This is a genomic window from uncultured Sulfitobacter sp. (assembly GCF_947497275.1).
Lineage (GTDB): Bacteria > Pseudomonadota > Alphaproteobacteria > Rhodobacterales > Rhodobacteraceae > Sulfitobacter.
Genome location: NZ_CANMFS010000003.1, coordinates 166,316 through 186,778 on the forward strand (window position 1 = coordinate 166,316; position 20,463 = coordinate 186,778).

The following is a 20,463-nucleotide window of genomic DNA, read 5'->3' on the forward strand; positions in this document are numbered from 1 at the left end:
GATGTCGTCATGAGGGTTCTGGCGATGCTCGTAATGTGTGTTCAGCCGATCGCGGCGCTGGCTTGCGGCGCGCGCGTTTGCATCGTGGATCCCGAAACACTGTCCCTCCCTCGACAGATCACATTCGACACTGCTCCCAGTGGTCAGGGACCCGGATATCTTTTCGACGACCTGCTTATCCTCGATGGCGCTGGTTTCGGAGAGCGGTTCGCGGGGCAAACTCTGAATGGCTCCGACACGCATGACGGGATTACAGGTGCGGCGCTCAGGCCGCTGACCCTGCTTGCAGGTGCCGCCGGGCAAAACCTTTCGGTGGTCGCGTTCATGGGGATCTCGGTTCTCAACGGCTACGGGCCACGCGGATATCCGCACCGTGATGGTCAGGGCGAAGGGGCCATCGCCATCCTGTTCGACGACGATCAATCGGAAATCTCCATCCATTTTCGCGGCGGCGAAAGCGGCAGCGCCGATGCGCTGTTTCTGGACCGCAGCGGAGGCGTTCTGGCACGGGTACCGATCACGCCGCTGGGTGAAACCGTCGTCGGATTTGCCCGCGCCGGTACGGTGCAGGACATCGCGGGCATAGTACTCACAAACACCGACCCTCAAGGGCTCGCCATAGATACAATTAGGTTTGGCAAATCGATCGGGTTGGGATAACCCTCCGCAATGCTTGAACGTCTTTTTCCGCGCCGCGCGCCCACGCCCAAACCGCTCCCACAGCCCAATGCGCAACTCGCGCTTGGCGCGCTGTTGGTTCGGGTGGCGCTGGCAAACAAAAACTATGTCGTGTCCGAAGTGGCCAAGATCGATCAGATCCTGGCCGCCACGTTCACGCTCAAGCCGCTCGATGCGGCGAAATTGCGCGCCCAATGCGAAGCGTTGGAACGTCACGCCCCCGGAACGCCGGAGTTCGCGCGCATCCTGCGCGAGGAGGTCAGCTATGAAGACCGTCAGGCGCTGGGGGAAGCCATGTGGGCCGTTGCAATGGCCGATGGAGGGCGCGATGACGACGAGGAAATACAACTTATGGCGATCGAAACGGCCCTGGGGCTGACCGCCAGCGATATGGCCGCCGCGCGCGAAAAAGCGATTACCCCTTTGTAATCGTCGCGCTACCGCCTAGATACATCCCCATGTTTGGTGAACTTCTTAAAAAGCTGACAGAATCAGCGCCCGCCCCGCTTCCCGACGCGGATGCCCGCCTTGCCCTGACAGCACTGTTGGTCCGTGCCGCCCGGTCGGACAATGATTACAGCGTATCGGAACGTGCGCGCATTCTGGCCATCGTCGCACGGCGCTATCGGCTGGATGCGGACGGCAGCGAAGCCTTGGTGCAGGATGCGGAAACGCTTGAATCCCAGGCGCCGGACACCGTGCGGTTCACCCGCTCCATCAAGGATGCCGTGCCCTACGAGGACCGGCTCGGCGTGATCGAGGCACTCTGGAAGGTCGTCTTGGCCGACGGCACCCGCGCCAGCGAGGAGGACGCCTTGCTGCGTCTTGTCGCCAATTTGCTAGGCGTATCCGATATGGACAATGCGCAGGCACGCCGGCGCGTTGAGGATTGAGTGCGGGTTGACCTAGGGTGATCTAACCGCGAGAATCGCGAAACTACATTGCATGCAGGGGTGTTTTCCCGTTTTATACCTCCTTGTAATTATGAGGCGTGTAGTTTGTGACAACCCCTGCCCCGGTCATCGAGATCCGCGACCTGCACAAGGCCTATGGCGCGCTGGAGGTTCTCAAGGGTGTGAGCATCGCGGCACCCAAAGGGCATGTGGTATCGCTGATCGGCTCGTCGGGGTCTGGCAAGTCGACCCTCCTGCGGTGCTGCAATCTGCTTGAAGACAGCCAGCAAGGCGATGTCCTTTTCAAGGGAGAGCCCGTCGCTTGGCGCGGCAGCGGTCACAACCGCCGACCGGCGGATGCCAAACAAGTGCTGCGGATCCGAACAAATCTCAGCATGGTGTTCCAGCAGTTCAACCTGTGGGCGCATATGACGATCTTGCAGAATGTCATGGAGGCCCCTGTAACGGTCTTGGGGCGCGAGCGCGCGGATGTGGAGAAAGCTGCACGTGGCTACCTCGACAAGGTGGGCATCGGCGATAAATCCGATGCGTATCCCGCGCAGCTTTCAGGTGGGCAACAGCAACGCGCCGCGATCGCGCGTGCCCTGTGCATGGAACCCGAGGCGCTTCTGTTCGACGAGCCGACCTCCGCGCTTGATCCCGAGCTGGAGCAGGAAGTCGTCAAGGTGATCAAGGATCTGGCCGCCGAAGGGCGCACGATGATGATCGTGACCCATGATATGAAACTGGCCGCGGATGTATCGGACACTGTCGTGTTCCTGCATCAGGGGCTGATCGAAGAGCAGGGTGCGCCTGACACGTTGTTTGCCGCACCCAAATCAGAGCGTCTGCGCGGGTTCCTTTCGGCAACCCACGCCGCATAAAACCATAATGGTAACGATGGAGACACCGACATGAAAAAAGTTCTTTTGGCAACGGCAACCCTTGCCCTGTCCGCAGGCATTGCTTTTGCAGACAGCCATGCGCAGACGATCCGCATGGGGACCGAGGGCGCCTACCCTCCCTATAACTTTCTCAACGATTCGGGCGAAGTGGACGGCTTCGAGCGTGAAGTGGGCGATGAGCTGTGCAAACGCGCCGAGTTGACCTGCGAGTGGGTCACAAACGATTGGGACAGCATTATTCCCAACCTCACGTCCGGAAACTACGACACGATCATCGCGGGTATGTCGATCACCGACGAGCGTGAAGAGGTCATCGACTTCACACAGAACTATTTCCCGCCCGCTTCTTCGGCCTATGCAGCAGCGTCTGATACCGCCGATCTGACCGGCGGCGTCATCGCGGCCCAGGCCAGCACCATTCAGGCCGGTCACGTTGCCGAAAGCGGCGCCACGCTGCTTGAATTCGCGACCTACGATGAAACCGTCGCCGCCGTACGCAACGGTGAGGCCGATGCGGTCTTTGCGGATAAAGACGCATTGGTACCGACTGTCGAGGAGTCGGGCGGCGAGCTGATGTTCGTCGGAGAAGACGTACAGCTTGGCGGCGGGATCGGTCTTGGCGTGCGCGAGAGCGACAGCGAGCTGAAGGCGAAGTTCGACGCGGCGATCACTTCCATGAAGGAAGACGGAACGCTGAACACCGCAATCAAGAAGTGGTTCGGCGATGACGCCGTAGTATTCGAATAAAGACACGCGACAGGGCGCGCCTTCAATGCGCGCCCTGACGGATTTCGGCACTCCTCGACCTATTAGCCACGTCAGGCACCCCAATTTTTAGTTATTGCACCGACCCCAGCCAAATCGAGGGCCTTGCGTGGCTCAGCTGCTACCTGACCACGGGCAAGCACATGGCGCTCTATTGGTCGGTGCTAACGGTACTGGGCCTGCTGGCAATCACCGGCCCTGCGGCGCTCGCGTTCGGATTCGGAGGCGCCTCCGCCGCGCGGTCGCGCATCGCGCCGCTGCGCTGGCTCGGCAAAACCTATATTGCTCTGGTCCGCGGTGTGCCGGATATCGTGTTTTTCCTGTTTTTCGTGATCGCTCTGGATCAGGGTATCGAATACCTGCGCCATAAACTTCTGTGTCCTGAATGGGACCAACCGATCCGCCAAGGCAATGATTTCATCGTCTGTCAGGCGGCCAAGATGCCGCTCGGGACTTCACCCCAATGGGTGCATGAAACCTATGGTTTCGCGCTTGCGGTCCTGACGTTTGCAATCGTGTTCGGCGCATTCGCCGCCAATGTCCTGTTCGGTGCCATGCGCGCCGTACCGCGTGCCCAACTGGAAACGGCCGAGGCGTACGGGATGACCCACCGCCAGATATTCCGCCGCGTGCTGGTCCCGCAGATGTGGGTTTACGCCCTGCCGGGCCTGGGGAATCTCTGGATGGTTCTGATCAAGGCGACACCGCTCCTGTTCCTGTTGGGAGTCGAGGATATCGTTTATTGGGCGCGTGAACTGGGCGGTTCGAAAACCCCGCGGTTCACCGACTACCCCCATCCTGACTGGCGCCTGTGGTATTTCCTCGCTCTATTGGTGTTCTATCTTATTTTCACACGCATTTCCGAAATGGTCATCGCACGACTGATGCACAAGCTGACCCTGGGCCAGGCAACAACCGGCGGCGAAGCGCAAAGGAAAGCGACGTGAGCTGCATCCGGACGATCCAGGATTATGCCCTGCGCTCGGTCGGCATCGGTGAACGGCTGCTGCCGCGCGAGGATTTCACCCTGTGCGAGCAGTTCACATTGATCGGTTCGGGGATGATCTGGAACATCTATTTCGGTACCGTCGCGCTGATCCTCGGATTTTTCTTTGCCACCGTCCTCGCCCTGGGCAAGGCAAGCCCCCGCGCGCTGCTGCGCAAGCCGTCGGAATGGTTCATCTTTATCTTTCGCGGATCGCCGCTGTTCATCCAGTTCTTTTTCGGCTACTTCGCATTCCTCAGCCTCAAATCCAGTTTTTCCTTCTTTGATCCGTTCACAGCCGCCTGGCTGGGCGCCGTCATCGTCCTGTTCTGCAATACCTCCGCCTACTCCGCGGAAATTTTCTACGGCGCGTTGCAATCCATTCCCAAAGGCGACGTTGAAGCGGCAGATGCCTATGGATTGAGCGGTTGGAGCCGGTTTCGCCGTGTCATCTGGCCCACCACGCTGCGTCTCGCGTGGCCGTCCTATACGAACGAAGCCATATTCCTGTTTCACGCAACGACACTGGTTTTCGTATCCAGTTTTCCAGCGTGGCAGCAACGCGGCGACGCGTTGTACTATGCCAGCTATTTCGCGGACAAGACGTTTAATCCCTTCATCCCCTACCCCATCCTCGCCGGTTACTTCATTCTGCTGACGCTTGTGGTGATCAGCCTGTTTGGTCTGGCCAATCGCCGCTTGAACCGACATCTGCCAGCGGAAGGCAGACAAAAAATGCGCTTGCGTCCCAATCTGCTCCGGTAGTACAGATAATTTGATCAAATAACCTCGTGGCGCTGGCCACAGGTCGAACACGCGCCTTTGCGCTTTCTTCTCGTGCCAGCCCACCTTTCAGGTGACCTATGCACAACTGGCTACGCAAGAACCCTTCTGTCCGCACAATTCGCGTTGCCGCTGCCGATCTGAATGGTGTGCCGCGCGGCAAAAGGATCCCGACACGTTTCGCCGACAAGGTGGTCAAGGACGGCACTCGCTTTCCGTTTTCCGTGTTGAACCTCGATATCTGGGGCGAAGACATCGACGACAGCCCGCTGGTTTTTGACAGCGGCGACCGCGACGGCGTTCTGAAACCGACCGAACGCGGCTTCATGCCGATGCCCTGGCTCGACGCGCCCACGGCGTTGCTGCCGATCTGGATGTTCCATGAGGATGGCCGCCCCTACGGCGGCGATCCGCGCCACGCGCTGCGCGCCGTGCTGGACCGTTTCAGGGCGCGTGGGCTGACGCCCGTTTGCGCGGTCGAGATGGAGTTTTTCCTGATCGACGATTCAGGGCGCAAACTACAGGTGCCGCCTTCTCCGCTGTCGGGCAAGCGCCGCAAGGGGGCCGAAACGCTCAGTATTCGGGCGCTCGACCAGTTCGACCAGTTCTTTACCGATCTCTACGACGCCTGCGAGGAAATGGACATTCCCGCCGACACCGCCATTTCAGAGGCCGGGTTGGGACAGTTCGAGATCAACATGATGCATTGCGACGATGCGCTGCGCGCCGCCGACGATGCGTGGCTGTTCAAGATGCTGGTGCGCGGGCTGGCCCGGCGCCATGGCTTCGCCGCCAGTTTTATGGCCAAGCCCTACAAGGACTATCCCGGATCGGGATTGCACACGCATTTCTCTGTGCTGGATGAGAACGGCAAGAATGTCTTTGACGACGGTGGCCCGGACGGGACGGATATCATGCGTCATGCGGTGGCAGGCTGTCTTGAGGCGATGCCGGGATCGGCGCTGTTGTTCGCTCCGCATGCCAACAGCTTTGACCGGATCGTTCCCGGCAGCCACGCCCCCACCGGGGTCAGTTGGGCCTACGAGAACCGTACCTCGGCGATCCGGATCCCGTCGGGCGATCACAAGGCACGGCGGATCGAGCACCGCGTGTCGGGCGGCGACGTGAACCCCTATCTGATGCTTGCCGCCGTTTTGGGTGCAGCGATCAACGGCATTGAGGACGGTCGCGAGCCGCCCGCTCCGATCACTGGCAACGCCTACGCCGCCGATTTGCCCCAGATTCCGCACACATGGGTCACGGCGATCGACGCGTTCGAAACCGATCCCGCGATCGCGCGGATCTTCGCTCCCGAATTGATCCGCAATCTGGTACTGACGAAGCGCCAGGAACTGCACTACATGGAAGAGCTCAACGCCGCCGAGCGGGTCGAGATCTATCTGGACACGGTGTGAATTTATGAAGATCGGCATACTGCAAACCGGCCATTCACCCGACGGCATGATCGAGACCCAAGGCGACTACGGCGAGATGTTTTGCCGCCTGTTGGGCGGACATGGGTTCGCGTTCGAGATTTTTTCGGTCGTCGATGGGTCCTTTCCCGCAGGGCCACAGGACGCCGACGGGTGGCTCATCACTGGCTCCAAACACGGCGTGTACGAAGATCATCCCTGGATTGCTCCGCTCGAAGACCTGATCCGCGACATTCGCGACAGCGGCAAGCCGATGATCGGCATCTGCTTTGGCCACCAGATCATTGCGCAAGCTCTCGGAGGCAAGGTCGAGAAGTTCGCCGGCGGCTGGTCGGTAGGGCGCACGGAATATACCTTCGATGGCATGCCGCTCGCGCTTAATGCGTGGCATCAGGACCAGGTCGTCGAATTGCCCGATACGGCGCGGGTCGTCGGGCACTCCGATTTCTGCGCCCATGCGATGCTTGCCTACGGCGATACCATCTGGACCGCGCAACCACATCCCGAATTTCCTGCCAGCTTTATCGACGGGTTGATCCGGACGCGCGGCAAAGGCGTGGTGCCGGACCGCCAACTCGAAGAAGCCACGGCGGGATTGGACCTTCCCGTCGACAACGACCGAACCGCAAATTACATGGCGCGGTTCTTCAGAAGCAAAGCGAGTACCTGATGCCCGATTGGACAGAAAACCTGCCGCCCGCAGCTAAAGAATTTCTTGACGGCCGCCGGCTGGACGAGGTCGAGTGCATCATTCCCGATCTTCCGGGGATCGCCCGCGGCAAGGCGGTGCCGGCGACCAAATTCGCGCGGCAGGAAAGCTTTCATCTACCCGACAGCATCTTTTACCAGACGATCACCGGCGCATGGGGCGAAGCGGCCGGAGAAGAAGGCTTCGTGGAGCGTGACATGGTGCTCAAGCCGGACATGACCACCGCCACCGCAGCGCCGTGGACCGCCGACTGGACGCTTCAGATCATCCACGACGCCTATGACCGAAACGACGAGCCGGTGCCTTTCTCGCCGCGTAATGTGCTTAAACGGGTGGTGCAGCTATACCGCGATGAGGGCTGGGAGCCTGTCGTCGCACCCGAAATGGAGTTCTTTCTGGTGGCGCGCAACATTGACCCTGCGCAGGATATCAAGCCGATGATGGGCCGCTCTGGCCGTCCGGCAGCGGCGCGACAGGCCTATTCGATGACCGCCGTGGATGAATTCGGACCGGTTATCGACGACATCTACGATTTCGCCGAAGCGCAGGGTTTCGAGATCGACGGGATCACACAGGAAGGTGGTGCGGGCCAGTTGGAGATCAACCTGCTGCACGGCGATCCGGTGCGGCTCGCGGACGAGGTGTTCTATTTCAAGCGCCTCATTCGCGAAGCTGCGTTGCGCCACGATTGTTATGCGACGTTCATGGCGAAACCGATCGCTGACGAGCCGGGGTCGGCGATGCACATTCATCACTCCGTTCTCGACAGCAAAACCGGCAAGAACATCTTTTCCGGACCGCAGGGCGGCGAGACGGACGCGTTCATGCACTTCATCGCCGGACTGCAAAGCCACATGCCTTCCGCGCTTGCCGTGATCGCGCCCTACGTCAATAGCTATCGCCGGTACGTCAAGGATCACGCCGCCCCGATCAATCTGGAATGGGGGCGCGACAACCGTACCACCGGCATCCGCGTGCCGCTGTCCAGCCCCGCCGCGCGGCGTGTGGAAAACAGGCTTGCCGGGATGGATTGCAACCCCTACCTCGGCATCGCGGCATCGCTGGCCTGCGGGTATCTGGGGCTCAAGGCGCGTGAAATGCCCAAGACCGAATTCAAAGGCGATGCCTATGACGGTGACGGCGACATTCCCCGCACGATGGGCGAGGCGCTGCGCATCTTCGACGATGCGACCGATCTGCACGACGTTCTGGGGCCGGAGTTCGCACGGGTATACTCCATCGTCAAGGACGCGGAATACGACGAGTTTCTCATGGTGATCTCGCCGTGGGAGCGCGAGCATCTGCTGATGAACGTCTGATCCGCATTTGCGAGGATCCAAAAGATGAACCTGCTTTATGCCAACGACCAACGCGGGGAATATCCGCCAAGCTGGTATGCTGCGACCGCGACGCCGCTCGCCTCCTATCCACCGTTGAAGGGAGCGCAGAGGACCGATGTCTGTGTGATCGGTGCGGGTTATACGGGCCTGTCGGCGGCTCTGCATCTGGCAGAAGCGGGTCGCAGTGTCATTCTGCTGGAGGCGCAGCGCGTAGGCTTTGGTGCGTCTGGACGCAATGGCGGGCAACTCGGATCAGGTCAACGGATGGAACAGGACGCGCTGGAACGGCTGGTCGGCGCGCCTGAAGCAGCCAAGCTGTGGGATCTGGCCGAGGATGCCAAGACGCTGGTCAAAGACCTTGCGGCCCGGTTCGATATCGACTGCCACTTGAAGCCGGGCGTCGCCTGGACGGCATCGACGGACGCGGATGTGCGTCACATGCACAGCTATGCTGCGCATCTGGAAAAAAACTATGGCTACGATCAGATCGAGACGCTGGACCACGCGGCCCTGCAGGCGGTCTGCCCCTCCCCCGACTATCGCGGCGGGATCCTCGACATGGGGGCGGCGCACCTGCATCCGCTCAATTTCGCGCTTGGGCTGGCACGCGCCGCCGCCGCCGCCGGTGTCCGTATTTTCGAGCGCAGCGCCGTGCACCACATCGAAGAAGGCGCCCCCGCAAGTGTGCGTACCGACGCCGGTCATGTGACGGCGGATCACGTCATTCTGGCGTGCAACGGCTATCTGGGCGGGCTCAACCGGCGGGTGGCGGCACGGGTCATGCCGATCAACAACTTCATTGCCGCGACAGAGCCCTTGGGCGATGGCGTCAAGGACGTGCTGCCGCGGGACGTGGCCGTCGCTGACAGCAGGTTCGTCGTCAACTACTTCCGCCTCAGCCACGACGGGCGGTTGTTGTTCGGGGGCGGTGAAAGCTACGGCTACCGCTTCCCCTCCGATATTTGCGCCAAGGTGCGCAAGCCGATGTCGGTAGTGTTCCCTCATCTCAAGGACGTCAGGATCGACTACGCCTGGGGCGGCACGTTGGGCATCACTATGAAACGCCTGCCCTTCCTGTCACGTCTGGCCCCGAATATCCTGTCTGCCTCGGGGTATTCCGGGCACGGTGTGGGGACGGCGACCCACGCGGGTCAGCTCATGGCGCGGGCGGTGCAGGGCGATGGCGACGGGTTCGACACAATGGCCGCCCTCCCCAGCCAGCCGTTTCCCGGCGGACCCGCGATGCGGTCGCCCCTGCTTGTCCTCGCGATGAGCTGGTACGCCCTGCGCGATCGCCTTGGGGTCTGAAGTTATCTACTGGTGGAGAAAAGCGGGCCTGTACCCGCTTCTTGAACCAAATTCCCGAACCCGCGACCGCTCATTTCAGCTTGGACAGCTTGTCCTGAAGCTCTGACAGCTGACGCTTGATTGCATCGAGATCCTCGTCTTTTTCCTTGGTCTCGGATTTGTTGCGCGGCTCCCCGGCCTCGGGTCCCGTTCCGCCCTTCCAGGTACCTGTCATCGCCTTGAGGAACACTTCCTGTTGCGCCTGCATCGCATCGAAACCCGGCATTTTGGCCAGTGGGTTCATCGTGTTGATGTTCTCGATCACCTTCGCCTGCCCGTCACGGAGCATGGCAAAGGACTGTTTAAGAAACTCCGGCACGACGCTTACGTTTCCGGTCATATAGCTGCGCACCAGATCGTTCAACACGTCCACCGGAAGCACGCTTTCACCGCGGCTTTCGTGTTCTGCGATGATCTGCAAGAGATATTGGCGCGTCAAATCATCACCGGACTTCAAATCAACAATCTGCACCTCGCGCCCGTCACGGATGAACCCGGCAATATCGTCGAGCGTGACGTAATCGCTCGTCTCCGTATTATAGAGCCGTCTGCTTGCGTATCTCTTGATCAGGAGACGTTTGCCGGTGTCTGTCATGTATTGTCCTCACGGATTTGCTCATGACAAGCCTAGCCCTCCGCTTTGCAAAAAGAAAGGGCGAGCTACTGCCAGCTCGCCCCTCCCGTGCGGTCCCGCCGACTGAACCGGCGATACGCAATGTTTCGAATTTACTTGGACGCCGCTTTCTTCGCAGCTGTCTGCACGTCGCTGGTCGCTTTGGTCATTGCGGTCTGCGCTTCCTCGGACATGTCCTTGCCCGCGGCCATCATCAGCTCGACCGTGTCAGACTGAACTTTCTTCGCAACTTCGGCGAACGCCGACATGTGCTCGGCAGCAGCTTCGGAATACGCTGTTGCGAAGTCGGACATCGCTTTTGCGTAGTCGGCTGGTTCGTTCTTGGCTTTCGCCATTTCGGACAGCTTCGCAACGGTGTCTTTGGTCCACTTGGAAGAGATCTCGGTGGATTTTTCGACAGCGTTCAGCGCCACGCCGGAAAGTTTCTCGTTCAGCGTTGCGGATGTTTTGAACGATGCTTCCATTGCGGATGTATCCACAGGGAACGCGCCCATCATGTCTTTGAGCATTGCTGTCATGTCAGGTGTCTTCGTAGCCATTTTATGTTCCTTTGTTTGCATCATGGGGTGCAACCGCACCGCTTTGAATTTCCTGCAACAAGCGGATCATCCACTCGCTGCCTCTGCAAACCATATACATGCTGCACTGCGGCATTTCAAGGTTTTTCTGCAATGCAGCATATAGGGCCGATATAGACACAAATCTCTTTCCAATCAGCCCCTTGCCTTTACGGCAACGTAGCCCCCGGGCGCATCGCTGATAATTTTTCTTCCATCGTCACCCGGTTTTCGGGCGGGAATCATCTTGCCTGACCGTTTTGCCAACCACTTTTCCCACCGCGGCCACCACGATCCTTCGGTGAATTCCGCGCCCTCGCGCCACGCTTCGTGGTCAAGTCCCAAATCATCGTTGGTATAATGGCCGTATTTACCCTTGCTCGGCGGATTGACTATTCCGGCGATGTGACCCGACTGTGTCATGATGAACGTCTTGTCTTTGCTGCCCATCTGCTGAACGCCGCGATAGCTGTCTTTCCAGGGGGCGATGTGATCGGTCTCGCAGGCAACGGCACACAGCGGCACGTCGACCTCATCGAGGACCAGATGATGCCCCAGCAGATCAAATCCGCCATCCGCCAGTTCGTTACGCTGGCACAGGCCACGCAGATATTCCATCGCCATCTTCGCGGGCAGGTTTGCACCGTCGCCGTTCCAGTACAGCAGGTCAAAGGCGGGCGGCGTATCGCCCAGCATATAGCTCTTGATTGCTGGGCCATAGACCAGATCATTGGAACGCAAGAACGAGAATGTCCGTGCCATGACGATGGACGGCAGGATACCCTTGTTCTCCGTCTCCGCTTCGATACCGTCTATGAAGTCTTCGGTGAGGAACGGCTGAAACTCCCCCTGATCGCTGAAATCGGTCAGTGCGGTAAAGAATGTCGCCGATTTGACCGTCTTGTCGCCTTGCTGTTTCATCAATGACAGCGTCAGCGCCAGCGTGGTGCCCGCGATGCAGTAGCCGATCGCATTCAGCTTCTTTTCACCGGTGATCTCTTTGACTTCGCGAAAGGCCGCGAGATAGCCGTCCTCGACATAATCACCCATGCCGACGTCGCGGTAGGTGCTGTCGGGGTTTATCCAGGACACCATGAACAGCGTATAGCCCTGATCGACAATCCATTTCACAAAGGAGTTCTGCTCCTTCAGGTCGAGAATATAATACTTGTTGATCCACGGCGGGAAAACGAGCAGCGGGGTCGCGTGCACCTCCTCGGTTGTCGGACTGTACTGGATCAGCTCGAACAAACGGTTGCGAAAGACCACCTTGCCGGGTGTGGTGGCGATGTTGCCGCCCAGCTCAAAGGCGCTTTCGTCGGCGAGGCGCACGATCATTTCGCCATTGTTCGCCTCCAGATCCGAAATCAGGTTTTCGAGCCCCTTGATAAGACTCTCCCCGTCCGTATCGACCGCCCTTTGCAAGGCGTCCGGGTTGGTCGCCAGAAAGTTTGTCGGGCTCATCATGTCGATGATCTGGCGTGAGAAGTACTGCAACCGCTGCTTTTCGCGGGGTTCCATGTCATCGACATCTTCGACCGCCTGCTCCAGCGCCTCGGCATTCAGCAGATACTGCTGCTTGAGAAAGTTAAAATAGGGATGCTTTTCCCACATCGGATTGGCGAAACGCCGGTCCGTCGGGGTGCGGTCGGCCGGTGCTTCGAGCTTGCCTGAGGCGAGCGCATGCTGCGCCTCGACAAAGTGGGTCACGGATTTGGTCCAGAACTCGAGTTGATGCTCGATCAACTTTGCCGGGTTGGTCATCGCCTCCTGCATGTACGATTGCGCGGCCTTCGCGAACAATTCTTGATTCGGAGCATCCAGTGCGGCTTGGTGCGTGCTGCGGTGCGTCAAAACGTGGGTAAGGCGCTGGCGCAACTCGTCGACTTTACTCAGATTCTGCGTCAATCGGGTTACAGACGCCGCACTGGGTTGACCATTTTCATCCATATCGGTTGTCATGTTAACTTATCCCCACTATGTTTGCAGTCGCAGCATTTTGTTTGCCCTCAGGAACAACAGACCGCGTCCGGCTGCGCCGTGGCCCCGTCCCAAGGGTTGATCCACAGGAGTTCTCCCATGCGTTATATGGCATCCTACGATATGATGGAAACCATTCGTAACACAAATCAGTGGCTTGGTGCCTCTGCACAGGCGATGGCGTCTTATCCGGCCCTGTCGATGCTGCCCAACCCCCTATTTCAGTGGATGAGCGCCTGGGGCGAAGTGACCGAGCGATCATTCAGCCGCATGGTGATGAAACCTGATTGGAACATCCCGCCGTTCGTCGGCGAGAGCGGTCAGGACCGGCTCGTGACCAGCGAGATCGAGCTTGCCAAACCGTTCGGTGATCTTCTGCATTTTCGGGTGCAGGGGCGTACCAGCAAAAAGCGCAAGGTTCTGCTGGTCGCACCGATGTCGGGACACTACGCGACTCTGCTGCGGTCGACGGTGATCAGCCTTCTGCCCGATTGTGATCTCTACATCACCGACTGGCACAACGCCCGCGACATCCCGGTGAGCGAAGGCAAGTTCGACATCGAGGATTATACCTTGTACCTTGTGGACTTCATGCGCCATCTCGGGCCGGACACGCATGTGATTGCCGTGTGTCAGCCTGCTCCGCTGACCCTGGCCGCGACGGCCTATCTGGCCGAGGAAGATCCTGATGCACAGCCGCGGTCGCTCACCCTGATCGGCGGCCCCATCGATCCAAGCGCGGTGCCTACGGACGTGACCGATTTCGGCCATTCCGTGACGATGGGTCAGCTTGAGAAAGGCATGATCCAGCGAGTCGGGTTCAAGTACAAGGGCGTCGGGCGCAAGGTCTATCCTGGCTTGCTGCAGCTTGCCTCGTTCATTTCGATGAACACCGAAACGCACAGCGACGCATTCATCCAGCAGATCTCGCGCGTGGCGAACGGCGAGGCGCACGAGCATGACAAGCACAACAAATTCTACGACGAATATCTCGCCGTGATGGACATGACGGCAGAGTTCTATCTGTCCACCGTTCACCGGATCTTCAAGGAAGGCGAGATCGCCAAGAACGAATTTACGGTCAACGGACGGCACGTCGACATCGGAAAAATCACGACCGTCGCTGTAAAAACCGTCGAAGGCACAAAAGACGACATCACCGCCCCCGGTCAATGTATCGCCGCACTTGCGCTGTGCACCGGGCTGCCCGACAGCAAGAAGGCGAGCCACGTCGAGGATGGTGCCGGACACTACGGCATCTTCGCCGGTGGCAGCTGGCGCAAGAATATCCGCCCGCTCGTTCTTGACTTTATCGATGCCAACGACGCGCCCGCTGCCAAGTCGGCAAAGCCGTCGAAACCGGCCAACAAGAACACCGCGGCGTAAATCATGACGGACGTGCCCTTTTCCTGCCCCTGCGGCGAGATAAAGGGCACATTGCACCACGCCGATGCGCCGCGCGGAAACCATGTGCGGTGCTATTGCAGCGCCTGTCGGGCGGCGCTTGTCTACACCACCGGCGTTGACCCCGAGGATCGCGGCGTGGTGCTGTTTCAGACAACCCCCGACAAGATCAGCTTCAGCCAAGGGCGCGAAAACCTCGCGGTCTTTTCGTTCAGCCCCAGGGGCCTGTTGCGCTGGCGGGCGAGCTGCTGTGGCGTGCCACTTTTCACCATGTTGCGCACCCCGCGTTTCGCATTGGTCGGAATGATGACCGATCTTCTGGAAGACACCTCCAGTATCGGCCCCGTCGCGATGGAGGCTTTCATTCCGCAGCCCGACGGCACCACGCGCCACAGCAATGGGATACGGCTTTACGGCGGTACGATATGGCGCGCTCTGGTGGCACGTGTCAGCGGCCGTTGGAAACAGACACCGTTCTTCAACATCGAGACAGACGCGCCCTCTGCGCCGGTCCACCTTGTCACCGAAGACGAACGCGCGACGCTCCCGTTCTAGGGATCATTGCAATACGAAAGGCTGTTTCAACCAAGCGCGCAAGGCGGCGGTCGTCTCGTCCGGTTGTTCCAGTGTCGGCAGATAACCGGCGTTCTCCAACACACATAAATGTGCGTAGGGGATGAGTTCCGCCATGAATTCGTGCCGCTTCACCGGATAGGTCGCATCATACGCGCCACATAGCACCAACGCCGGAACCTTGCACTTGCGCAGCGTGACTTGCTGATCCTTGGACCGCTGCAAGGCGCGCGACTGGCGAATGAACACCTCTGGCCCGAGGGCGCGCGCCATGTCCATCGCCAGATCAAGCACCTCCCCCCGGTAGGGACCGGGGGCCAGTGATGACGGTTTGATCTGCTCGCGCATGACTTCGTCCAGCCGCCCCGAGCGCGCTTTGACGATCTGCGGCTCTCGGTTTGCGGCGACAACCGGGGTTTCGGCCAGCGGACTTGTATTCATCAGCGCGATGCGCGCAACGCGGTCGGGCGCGCGGCGCATGATCTCCATCGCGACGATACCACCCAAAGACAGCCCCGCCAGCGCAAAGCGCTTGGGCAAGAGATCCAGCAACCCCGACGCGATTTCCTCGATCCGCTCGCCGCGCGTGACGGGCGCGACCATCACCGCCATTTCCGACGACAGTTCCGCGATCTGCGGCCCGAACAGCCGCGCATCGCTCATGGTGCCCGGTAGCAAAACCAGCGCCTCTGCCATCTGTCGATCCTTATTCATCTGTCATCGCACGATACTGCGCCCAGCAATGCCGTGGCAGACCCGCAGGCACAACCCCTGCCCATCACTCAGGATAGGAGATACCGCGAAACGGTGGAAAATCGCCGTAGCGGTCGGCGCGGGTTTCGCGCGTCTCCTCCGGCGCATTACCCGCGCGCAGGAGCATCCCGCGCGGCGCGATATAGCTTGAGATGGTGCGCAAGGGGTCGGGCCGCCACACCAGATTGAATGCCGCCAGCCTGGGGAAAAAACACATTTCGGAATAGGGCAGATGATCGTGCACCCACCATGCCAGATCGCGCCAGTCCCGCCCGGCGGCGTAGCGGTCGGCGAACCACGGGATCACCAGGGACGTGCCCGCAATCGGAGTGCCTGGACGGTCCCAGATGTGGCATTCGATCGGGTTGTCGCTGCGCGCACAGTTGAGATCGTGGAAATTACCGTAAGTGTTGAGCGCCTCCGAGCGGTAGCCCGAGCGGATGGCCACCCGGCCAAAGGTTTCTTCCAGCGGATCGAGCAGATCTTCGCACAGCCTGCGACCGTGCGCGATCGCCAGATCGGGGTCGTCCGGCACGTTCGGGACGCCGTGAAGCGCGCCGATCTCGCTCATCAGGAAATCGCGCATGTAGAAATGACGGGACAAACGTACACGGCCAATATTTTCGAGGCTGCGCATGCTGCGCGGCCTTCGCATCAGTCGAAGCCGTTCCAGCGAAACGCGCCATCGGCGCCAAGCGGGGCGTGCGGATTATGCGCCACTTCCCAGATAGTGCCTTCGGGATCAAAAAAATAACCGATGTAGCCCCCCCAGAATACGTCGGATGCGGGCCGCAGGATACGTCCACCCGCGGCTTCCGCCTTGTTAAGAACCGGCGTCACCTCAGCTCTTTCGCGTACGTTATACGACAAGGTGCTTGCCCCGCGTCCCAAGTCACTGACCGGCAGCCCGATGTCCTCGGCCAGTTTCTCCAACGGATACAGGCCCAAGGACTGTCCGATCAGATCGAATGCTATGACACCCTCCTGCGCCTCGACGCGGGTCCAGCCGAGCGCCTCGTAGAACGAAGCCGACCGCTCCATGTCGCGTACGCCGAGGGTGATCAGGCTGACGCGTTGTTCCATCCTCAGGCATCCCCCGCCGCAAGGACATCTTCAATCGCGCGCTCAATCAGCCCGAGGCACGGACCGTCCGAAAACCGATGATCGGCATCCTTGACCAGCAAAAGCTGCAGATCGGGACCGGTGGCATGCTCCAGCAGCGCCGTTGCAGTCTGTGTTCTGACGGCGGTATCCGCCGTGCCTTGCAGCATGCGGACCGGGAACGGCAGCTCAAGCGGGGTGCGCATCACCAGATGTTGCCGCCCGTCCTCGACCATCCGCCGGGTGACGACGTAGGGTTCCATGTAGTCCGACGGCAGCTCGACGTGGCCCTCCGCTTCGATCCGCGCTTTCTGGGCGTCCGTGAACCCGGCCCACCAGCCGTCTTCGGTGAAATCAGGTGCCGCCGCGATGGTGATGAGCCCTGCCAGCAATTCGGGCCGCGCGCGCGCAAGAAGCAACGCCTGCCAGCCTCCCATGGACGATCCCACCGGCAAAAGAGGCCCGCGCACAAGTGCAGTCACAGCCGCCAGCGTATCGAGATGCCAATCGCCGATGGATCCCTCTTCGAAGGTGCCGGAGGATTGCCCGTGCCCTGAATAGTCGAAGCGCAGGAACGCCCGTCCCTGTGCGCGCGCCCACTCTTCAAGGTGAACCGCCTTGGTCCCTTCCATGTCGGATTTCAGACCGCCCAGAAATACGATGCACGGACCTTCGCCCGGTGTCATATGGTAGGCCAGCGCGCGGCCCTGCGGCGTTTCGAGAAAGCGTGGTTCGCTCATGATGCCTCACCCGCCCACATAGGAAGAATCGTCTGGCCGGAAGAAGATCTTCTGGTTGTACAGACGTCCGAGCAGATCGTCGATGTCACGCATCGGATCGCCGTCGCCTCCCTGTGGCAACAGCGCCCGCGCGCCTTCACGGCCCAGCGACAGGTCACGTTTGACGACTTGCAGAGCCGATTCTATCAGGTCGATATCCTTCAGCGTCAGTTCGAAATTGCGATTGTATTTTGGCATCTGTTCGCCTTCCCTTGATTGTCGCTCAGAGTGGCGCAGCGGGCGAATGAACTCAAGCCTCGTCCGCTTCGGGCAGCCCGTAGGCAACAGCAACCGCCGCAACAGCCATCACCGCGAACAGCACCAGCACTACCTTGGGACCGAAAAGAGCGGCACCGCCCCCTGCAATGCCTGCGACCAGCAGCAGCACGCCGATTACGGTATTGGCGACCGCCGCATAGGCGGACCGCTGATCATCGGGCGAGACATCGACAAGATAGGTCGAGCGCCCCTGCCGCACGCCATGATAGGCGATCATCAGGACGAACAGTGCCAGAGGCATCGCCCATATCGTCTGCGCCAGGTCCGCGACGGCCAAGACAACCGCGAGCAATATCGCGGCGGCCCCGACCACCCCTGTCAGCATCAGCACCCGGCGGCTGGATTGGTCCGACAACCGCCCCCAGACATAGGAGCTGAGCAGCGAGGCCAGCGCGGACGCGAGGACCAGCGCGCCGAGTCCACCCAGCGCGCCCGCCTCTTCGCCGCCGCCGAGAATCACGAAATACGGCGGTGCAAGTGCCGTGGATACCAAAAGCCCGCGCACGATGATGAACCGCCACAGCACCGGATTGTCCTTCAGCACCGAAAAGGACGCCGCGATGCCGCCGTTTGCCTCGCTTGGTTGTTCATCGAGCGTCGAAAATACCAGCGCGCCGACCCCCCACAGGATTGCCGCAAGGCCGATGGCGAGGATCACCGCGCCGCGGTCCTGTGCCAGGCCCGAAATCAACAGCAGCGCGAAGAGAATGACGCCGATGGACGACACCGACCCGGCCAGCCCGGTGACTGATCCGCGCCGCGCCTGGCCTACGGTCTTGCCCAGAATGTCCTTGTACGACACTGAACAAATGGACCGGAACAGCGCCAGACCGCCCAAGCTGGCGCAGATCGCAAGTCCGGCGGTAGCCCCTTCCAGCGTCAGTGCCCAGAACACGATAAGCGCGGCACAGATCCCCTGCCCTGCCGAGCCGATGACCCAGGCCCATTTGCGCCGAGCCATGTTCTGCACCCATCCCGCAAGTGCGATCTGCGGCAACAACGCCCCTGCCTCGCGGATCGGCACCAACGCACCTGCATAGACCGCCGGGGCGCCCAAGGATGTGAGAAGCCAACTCAGGACCAGTTTCGGATCGATCAGCCCGTCGGCCACTTTCGTCATGCTCAGCGATGCGGCATGTCGCAGCCCATTCGCCGCCTCGGCGTTCTGCGCGGCGCCGTCAAGCGTATCGGCTGGCCCTTCAGCGCCAGAAATCGTTTCAAAGGCGTGCTGCGTCAGCGTTTGCGGATCTTTTGGGGCCATCGTGTACTTCCTGTCGTTCATTTCGTCCGCGTGCAAATAGTGCCGCGACGGCACAAGACCAACGTGTTGCCGCACCCTTCATTCCTGATAAGGACGGCGGCATGAACACTCAATCCCCAGACCGGCTGCTGATCCCGACCCTGTCAGCGTGCAACTTCGTGATCGGACTGGGTGCTTTCGTCATCATCGGTCTGCTGGAGCCTCTTGGCACCGATCTTGATCGCAGTCCCGCACAGGCCGGACAATTGATGACCGTATACGCGGTCGCCTACGCGGTGCTTTCGCCGCTGCTGGTGGCGGTCACGGGCCGCGTCGGGCGCAGACGGGTGATGGCGGCGGGCTTTGTGCTGTTCGCGCTGGCCGCCGCGCTTTCGGCGATGGCACCTGACTTCCGTGTGCTGAGCGCCGCGCGGGTGATTGCCGCTGCCGGGGCGGGCATCTTTACACCGTTGGCCGCCGCCGTTGCTGCCGCACTTTATCCGGAGGCACAGCGCGCCAAAGTGTTGGCTTCGGTGTTCTTTGGGCTGACGATCTCGCAGGTCGCAGGCGTACCGGCTGGCAGCTGGATCGCCTACACCTTCGGCTGGCGGTGGGCGTTGTGGCTGGTTCTTGCCTGCGCGCTCCCTTGTATCTGGCTCATCTGGACGCGCGTGCCGGCGGGGTTGCGGTTTCAACCGGTCACGCTTGCGGATCTGCGCGATACGGTGTCCGAAGGGCGGATGATGTTCGCCATTGCCTTTACCACCAGCTTTATCGGTGCGAACTATGTGCTTTTCACCTATGTCGCCCCCCTGCTGAGCGAAACGATGGGGTTTGGTCGGGATGGCATCACGGCGATCCTCGTCATTGCGGGGGTGGGTGCCGTGTTCGGCAACATCATGGGCGGCATCCTTGCAGACCGTGTGGGATGGCACCGCACATTGACGGGCTTGTGCGTGGCGCAGATGCTTCTGACGCCGGGGTTTTCGCTGATGCCGTTTGGCACTGCCGTTCTCGTGATGCTGGTGTTTGCGTGGTCGCTGGCCAGCTGGTCTTTCATGGCGGGCCAGCAGCTGCGGTTGATTTCGCTGGCCGGTCATCGCGCGCCGGTCGTGCTGGCGCTGAATGCTGCCGCGATCTATGTCGGCGCGGCGATCGGTTCGGGTCTAGGCGGGCTGGTGATCTCCGGCTTCGGCCTCAAGGCACTGGGCCTGGCGGCGGGGATGGTTACGGCTGTCGCACTGGTACACCTGACGGTTTCCGCGCGGCTGACGCCGATCAGGCCGCATATCTCTTGACGCTGCCGCGTTGCGGCGTCACATAAC

General features: G+C 60.6%; 23 protein-coding genes. 14 read left to right on the forward strand and 9 right to left on the reverse strand.

Annotated elements, in window-relative coordinates:
- Positions 1 to 9 precede the first annotated feature (9 nt).
- The 11 genes from Q1A06_RS07530 (at position 10) to Q1A06_RS07580 (ending at position 9,799) form a co-directional block, all read left to right on the forward strand.
- Positions 10 to 660: a hypothetical protein gene (locus tag Q1A06_RS07530; protein WP_299561010.1), complete on the forward strand. Its 651-nt coding sequence runs from the start codon at positions 10 to 12 to the stop codon at positions 658 to 660.
- A 9-nt stretch (positions 661 to 669) separates the two neighbouring features.
- A complete protein-coding gene (locus tag Q1A06_RS07535) occupies positions 670 to 1,107 on the forward strand; it encodes a TerB family tellurite resistance protein (RefSeq protein WP_299561013.1) in 438 nt (145 codons plus the stop codon).
- A gap of 29 nt (positions 1,108 to 1,136) precedes the next feature.
- Positions 1,137 to 1,571 carry a TerB family tellurite resistance protein gene (locus Q1A06_RS07540; RefSeq protein WP_299561017.1) on the forward strand — a complete coding sequence of 145 codons (435 nt, stop codon included), beginning with the start codon at positions 1,137 to 1,139 and terminating at the stop codon, positions 1,569 to 1,571.
- A gap of 107 nt (positions 1,572 to 1,678) precedes the next feature.
- Positions 1,679 to 2,455 carry an amino acid ABC transporter ATP-binding protein gene (locus Q1A06_RS07545; protein WP_299561023.1) on the forward strand — a complete coding sequence of 259 codons (777 nt, stop codon included), beginning with the start codon at positions 1,679 to 1,681 and terminating at the stop codon, positions 2,453 to 2,455.
- Between the two features lie 30 nt (positions 2,456 to 2,485).
- Positions 2,486 to 3,223 carry a transporter substrate-binding domain-containing protein gene (locus Q1A06_RS07550; protein ID WP_299561028.1) on the forward strand — a complete coding sequence of 246 codons (738 nt, stop codon included), beginning with the start codon at positions 2,486 to 2,488 and terminating at the stop codon, positions 3,221 to 3,223.
- Positions 3,224 to 3,306: 83 nt separating this feature from the next.
- Complete coding sequence (locus tag Q1A06_RS07555) at positions 3,307 to 4,188, forward strand: ABC transporter permease subunit (RefSeq protein ID WP_299562028.1); 882 nt, start codon at positions 3,307 to 3,309, stop codon at positions 4,186 to 4,188.
- On the forward strand, positions 4,185 to 4,991 hold the full coding sequence (locus tag Q1A06_RS07560) for an ABC transporter permease subunit (RefSeq protein WP_299561033.1): 807 nt from the start codon (positions 4,185 to 4,187) through the stop codon (positions 4,989 to 4,991). The genes Q1A06_RS07555 and Q1A06_RS07560 overlap by 4 nt, the downstream gene beginning before the upstream one ends.
- Before the next feature lie 98 nt (positions 4,992 to 5,089).
- On the forward strand, positions 5,090 to 6,424 hold the full coding sequence (locus Q1A06_RS07565; protein ID WP_299561038.1) for a glutamine synthetase family protein: 1,335 nt from the start codon (positions 5,090 to 5,092) through the stop codon (positions 6,422 to 6,424).
- Positions 6,425 to 6,428: 4 nt separating this feature from the next.
- The gene (locus tag Q1A06_RS07570; protein WP_299561043.1) at positions 6,429 to 7,112 is read left to right on the forward strand and encodes a type 1 glutamine amidotransferase; all 684 of its coding nucleotides are present in this window, start codon (positions 6,429 to 6,431) and stop codon (positions 7,110 to 7,112) included.
- Complete coding sequence (locus tag Q1A06_RS07575) at positions 7,112 to 8,470, forward strand: glutamine synthetase family protein (protein WP_299561048.1); 1,359 nt, start codon at positions 7,112 to 7,114, stop codon at positions 8,468 to 8,470. The genes Q1A06_RS07570 and Q1A06_RS07575 overlap by 1 nt, the downstream gene beginning before the upstream one ends.
- 24 nt (positions 8,471 to 8,494) lie before the next feature.
- Positions 8,495 to 9,799, forward strand: a complete 1,305-nt coding sequence (locus Q1A06_RS07580) for an FAD-binding oxidoreductase (RefSeq protein ID WP_299561052.1) — start codon at positions 8,495 to 8,497, stop codon at positions 9,797 to 9,799.
- 70 nt (positions 9,800 to 9,869) lie between these two features.
- Here the strand turns inward: Q1A06_RS07580 and phaR are convergent, their stop codons facing one another.
- The 3 genes from phaR to phaC form a co-directional block, all read right to left on the reverse strand.
- Positions 9,870 to 10,433 carry a polyhydroxyalkanoate synthesis repressor PhaR gene (gene phaR / locus Q1A06_RS07585; RefSeq protein WP_299561057.1) on the reverse strand — a complete coding sequence of 188 codons (564 nt, stop codon included), beginning with the start codon at positions 10,431 to 10,433 and terminating at the stop codon, positions 9,870 to 9,872.
- A 131-nt stretch (positions 10,434 to 10,564) separates the two neighbouring features.
- Positions 10,565 to 11,011, reverse strand: a complete 447-nt coding sequence (locus Q1A06_RS07590; RefSeq protein ID WP_299561060.1) for a phasin family protein — start codon at positions 11,009 to 11,011, stop codon at positions 10,565 to 10,567.
- A 174-nt stretch (positions 11,012 to 11,185) separates the two neighbouring features.
- Positions 11,186 to 12,991, reverse strand: coding sequence for a class I poly(R)-hydroxyalkanoic acid synthase (gene phaC, locus Q1A06_RS07595; RefSeq protein WP_299561065.1), 1,806 nt, complete (start codon positions 12,989 to 12,991; stop codon positions 11,186 to 11,188).
- A gap of 117 nt (positions 12,992 to 13,108) precedes the next feature.
- Between phaC and phaZ the strand changes: the two genes are divergently transcribed.
- Together phaZ and Q1A06_RS07605 are read left to right on the forward strand one after the other, a co-directional pair.
- Positions 13,109 to 14,395, forward strand: coding sequence for a polyhydroxyalkanoate depolymerase (phaZ, locus tag Q1A06_RS07600; RefSeq protein ID WP_299561068.1), 1,287 nt, complete (start codon positions 13,109 to 13,111; stop codon positions 14,393 to 14,395).
- A 3-nt stretch (positions 14,396 to 14,398) separates the two neighbouring features.
- A complete protein-coding gene (locus Q1A06_RS07605; protein WP_299561071.1) occupies positions 14,399 to 14,968 on the forward strand; it encodes a DUF6151 family protein in 570 nt (189 codons plus the stop codon).
- Positions 14,969 to 14,971: 3 nt separating this feature from the next.
- On the opposite strand, the gene Q1A06_RS07610 is transcribed toward Q1A06_RS07605, so the two are convergent.
- The 6 genes from Q1A06_RS07610 to Q1A06_RS07635 form a co-directional block, all read right to left on the reverse strand.
- Positions 14,972 to 15,682, reverse strand: coding sequence for an alpha/beta hydrolase (locus Q1A06_RS07610; RefSeq protein ID WP_299561074.1), 711 nt, complete (start codon positions 15,680 to 15,682; stop codon positions 14,972 to 14,974).
- A gap of 82 nt (positions 15,683 to 15,764) precedes the next feature.
- Positions 15,765 to 16,376 carry a hypothetical protein gene (locus Q1A06_RS07615; RefSeq protein WP_299561077.1) on the reverse strand — a complete coding sequence of 204 codons (612 nt, stop codon included), beginning with the start codon at positions 16,374 to 16,376 and terminating at the stop codon, positions 15,765 to 15,767.
- Between the two features lie 17 nt (positions 16,377 to 16,393).
- Entirely contained in the window at positions 16,394 to 16,822 is a 429-nt protein-coding gene (locus tag Q1A06_RS07620) for a VOC family protein (RefSeq protein ID WP_299561080.1), read from the reverse strand.
- A 2-nt stretch (positions 16,823 to 16,824) separates the two neighbouring features.
- Positions 16,825 to 17,580: an alpha/beta hydrolase gene (locus Q1A06_RS07625; protein WP_299561083.1), complete on the reverse strand. Its 756-nt coding sequence runs from the start codon at positions 17,578 to 17,580 to the stop codon at positions 16,825 to 16,827.
- 6 nt (positions 17,581 to 17,586) lie between these two features.
- The gene (locus Q1A06_RS07630; RefSeq protein WP_299561089.1) at positions 17,587 to 17,817 is read right to left on the reverse strand and encodes a hypothetical protein; all 231 of its coding nucleotides are present in this window, start codon (positions 17,815 to 17,817) and stop codon (positions 17,587 to 17,589) included.
- A gap of 52 nt (positions 17,818 to 17,869) precedes the next feature.
- Entirely contained in the window at positions 17,870 to 19,159 is a 1,290-nt protein-coding gene (locus tag Q1A06_RS07635) for an MFS transporter (RefSeq protein ID WP_299561095.1), read from the reverse strand.
- A 101-nt stretch (positions 19,160 to 19,260) separates the two neighbouring features.
- Here Q1A06_RS07635 and Q1A06_RS07640 point away from each other — a divergent pair, with 101 nt between their 5' ends.
- Positions 19,261 to 20,436 carry an MFS transporter gene (locus tag Q1A06_RS07640; protein WP_299561100.1) on the forward strand — a complete coding sequence of 392 codons (1,176 nt, stop codon included), beginning with the start codon at positions 19,261 to 19,263 and terminating at the stop codon, positions 20,434 to 20,436.
- The last annotated feature ends 27 nt before the right edge of the window (positions 20,437 to 20,463 follow it).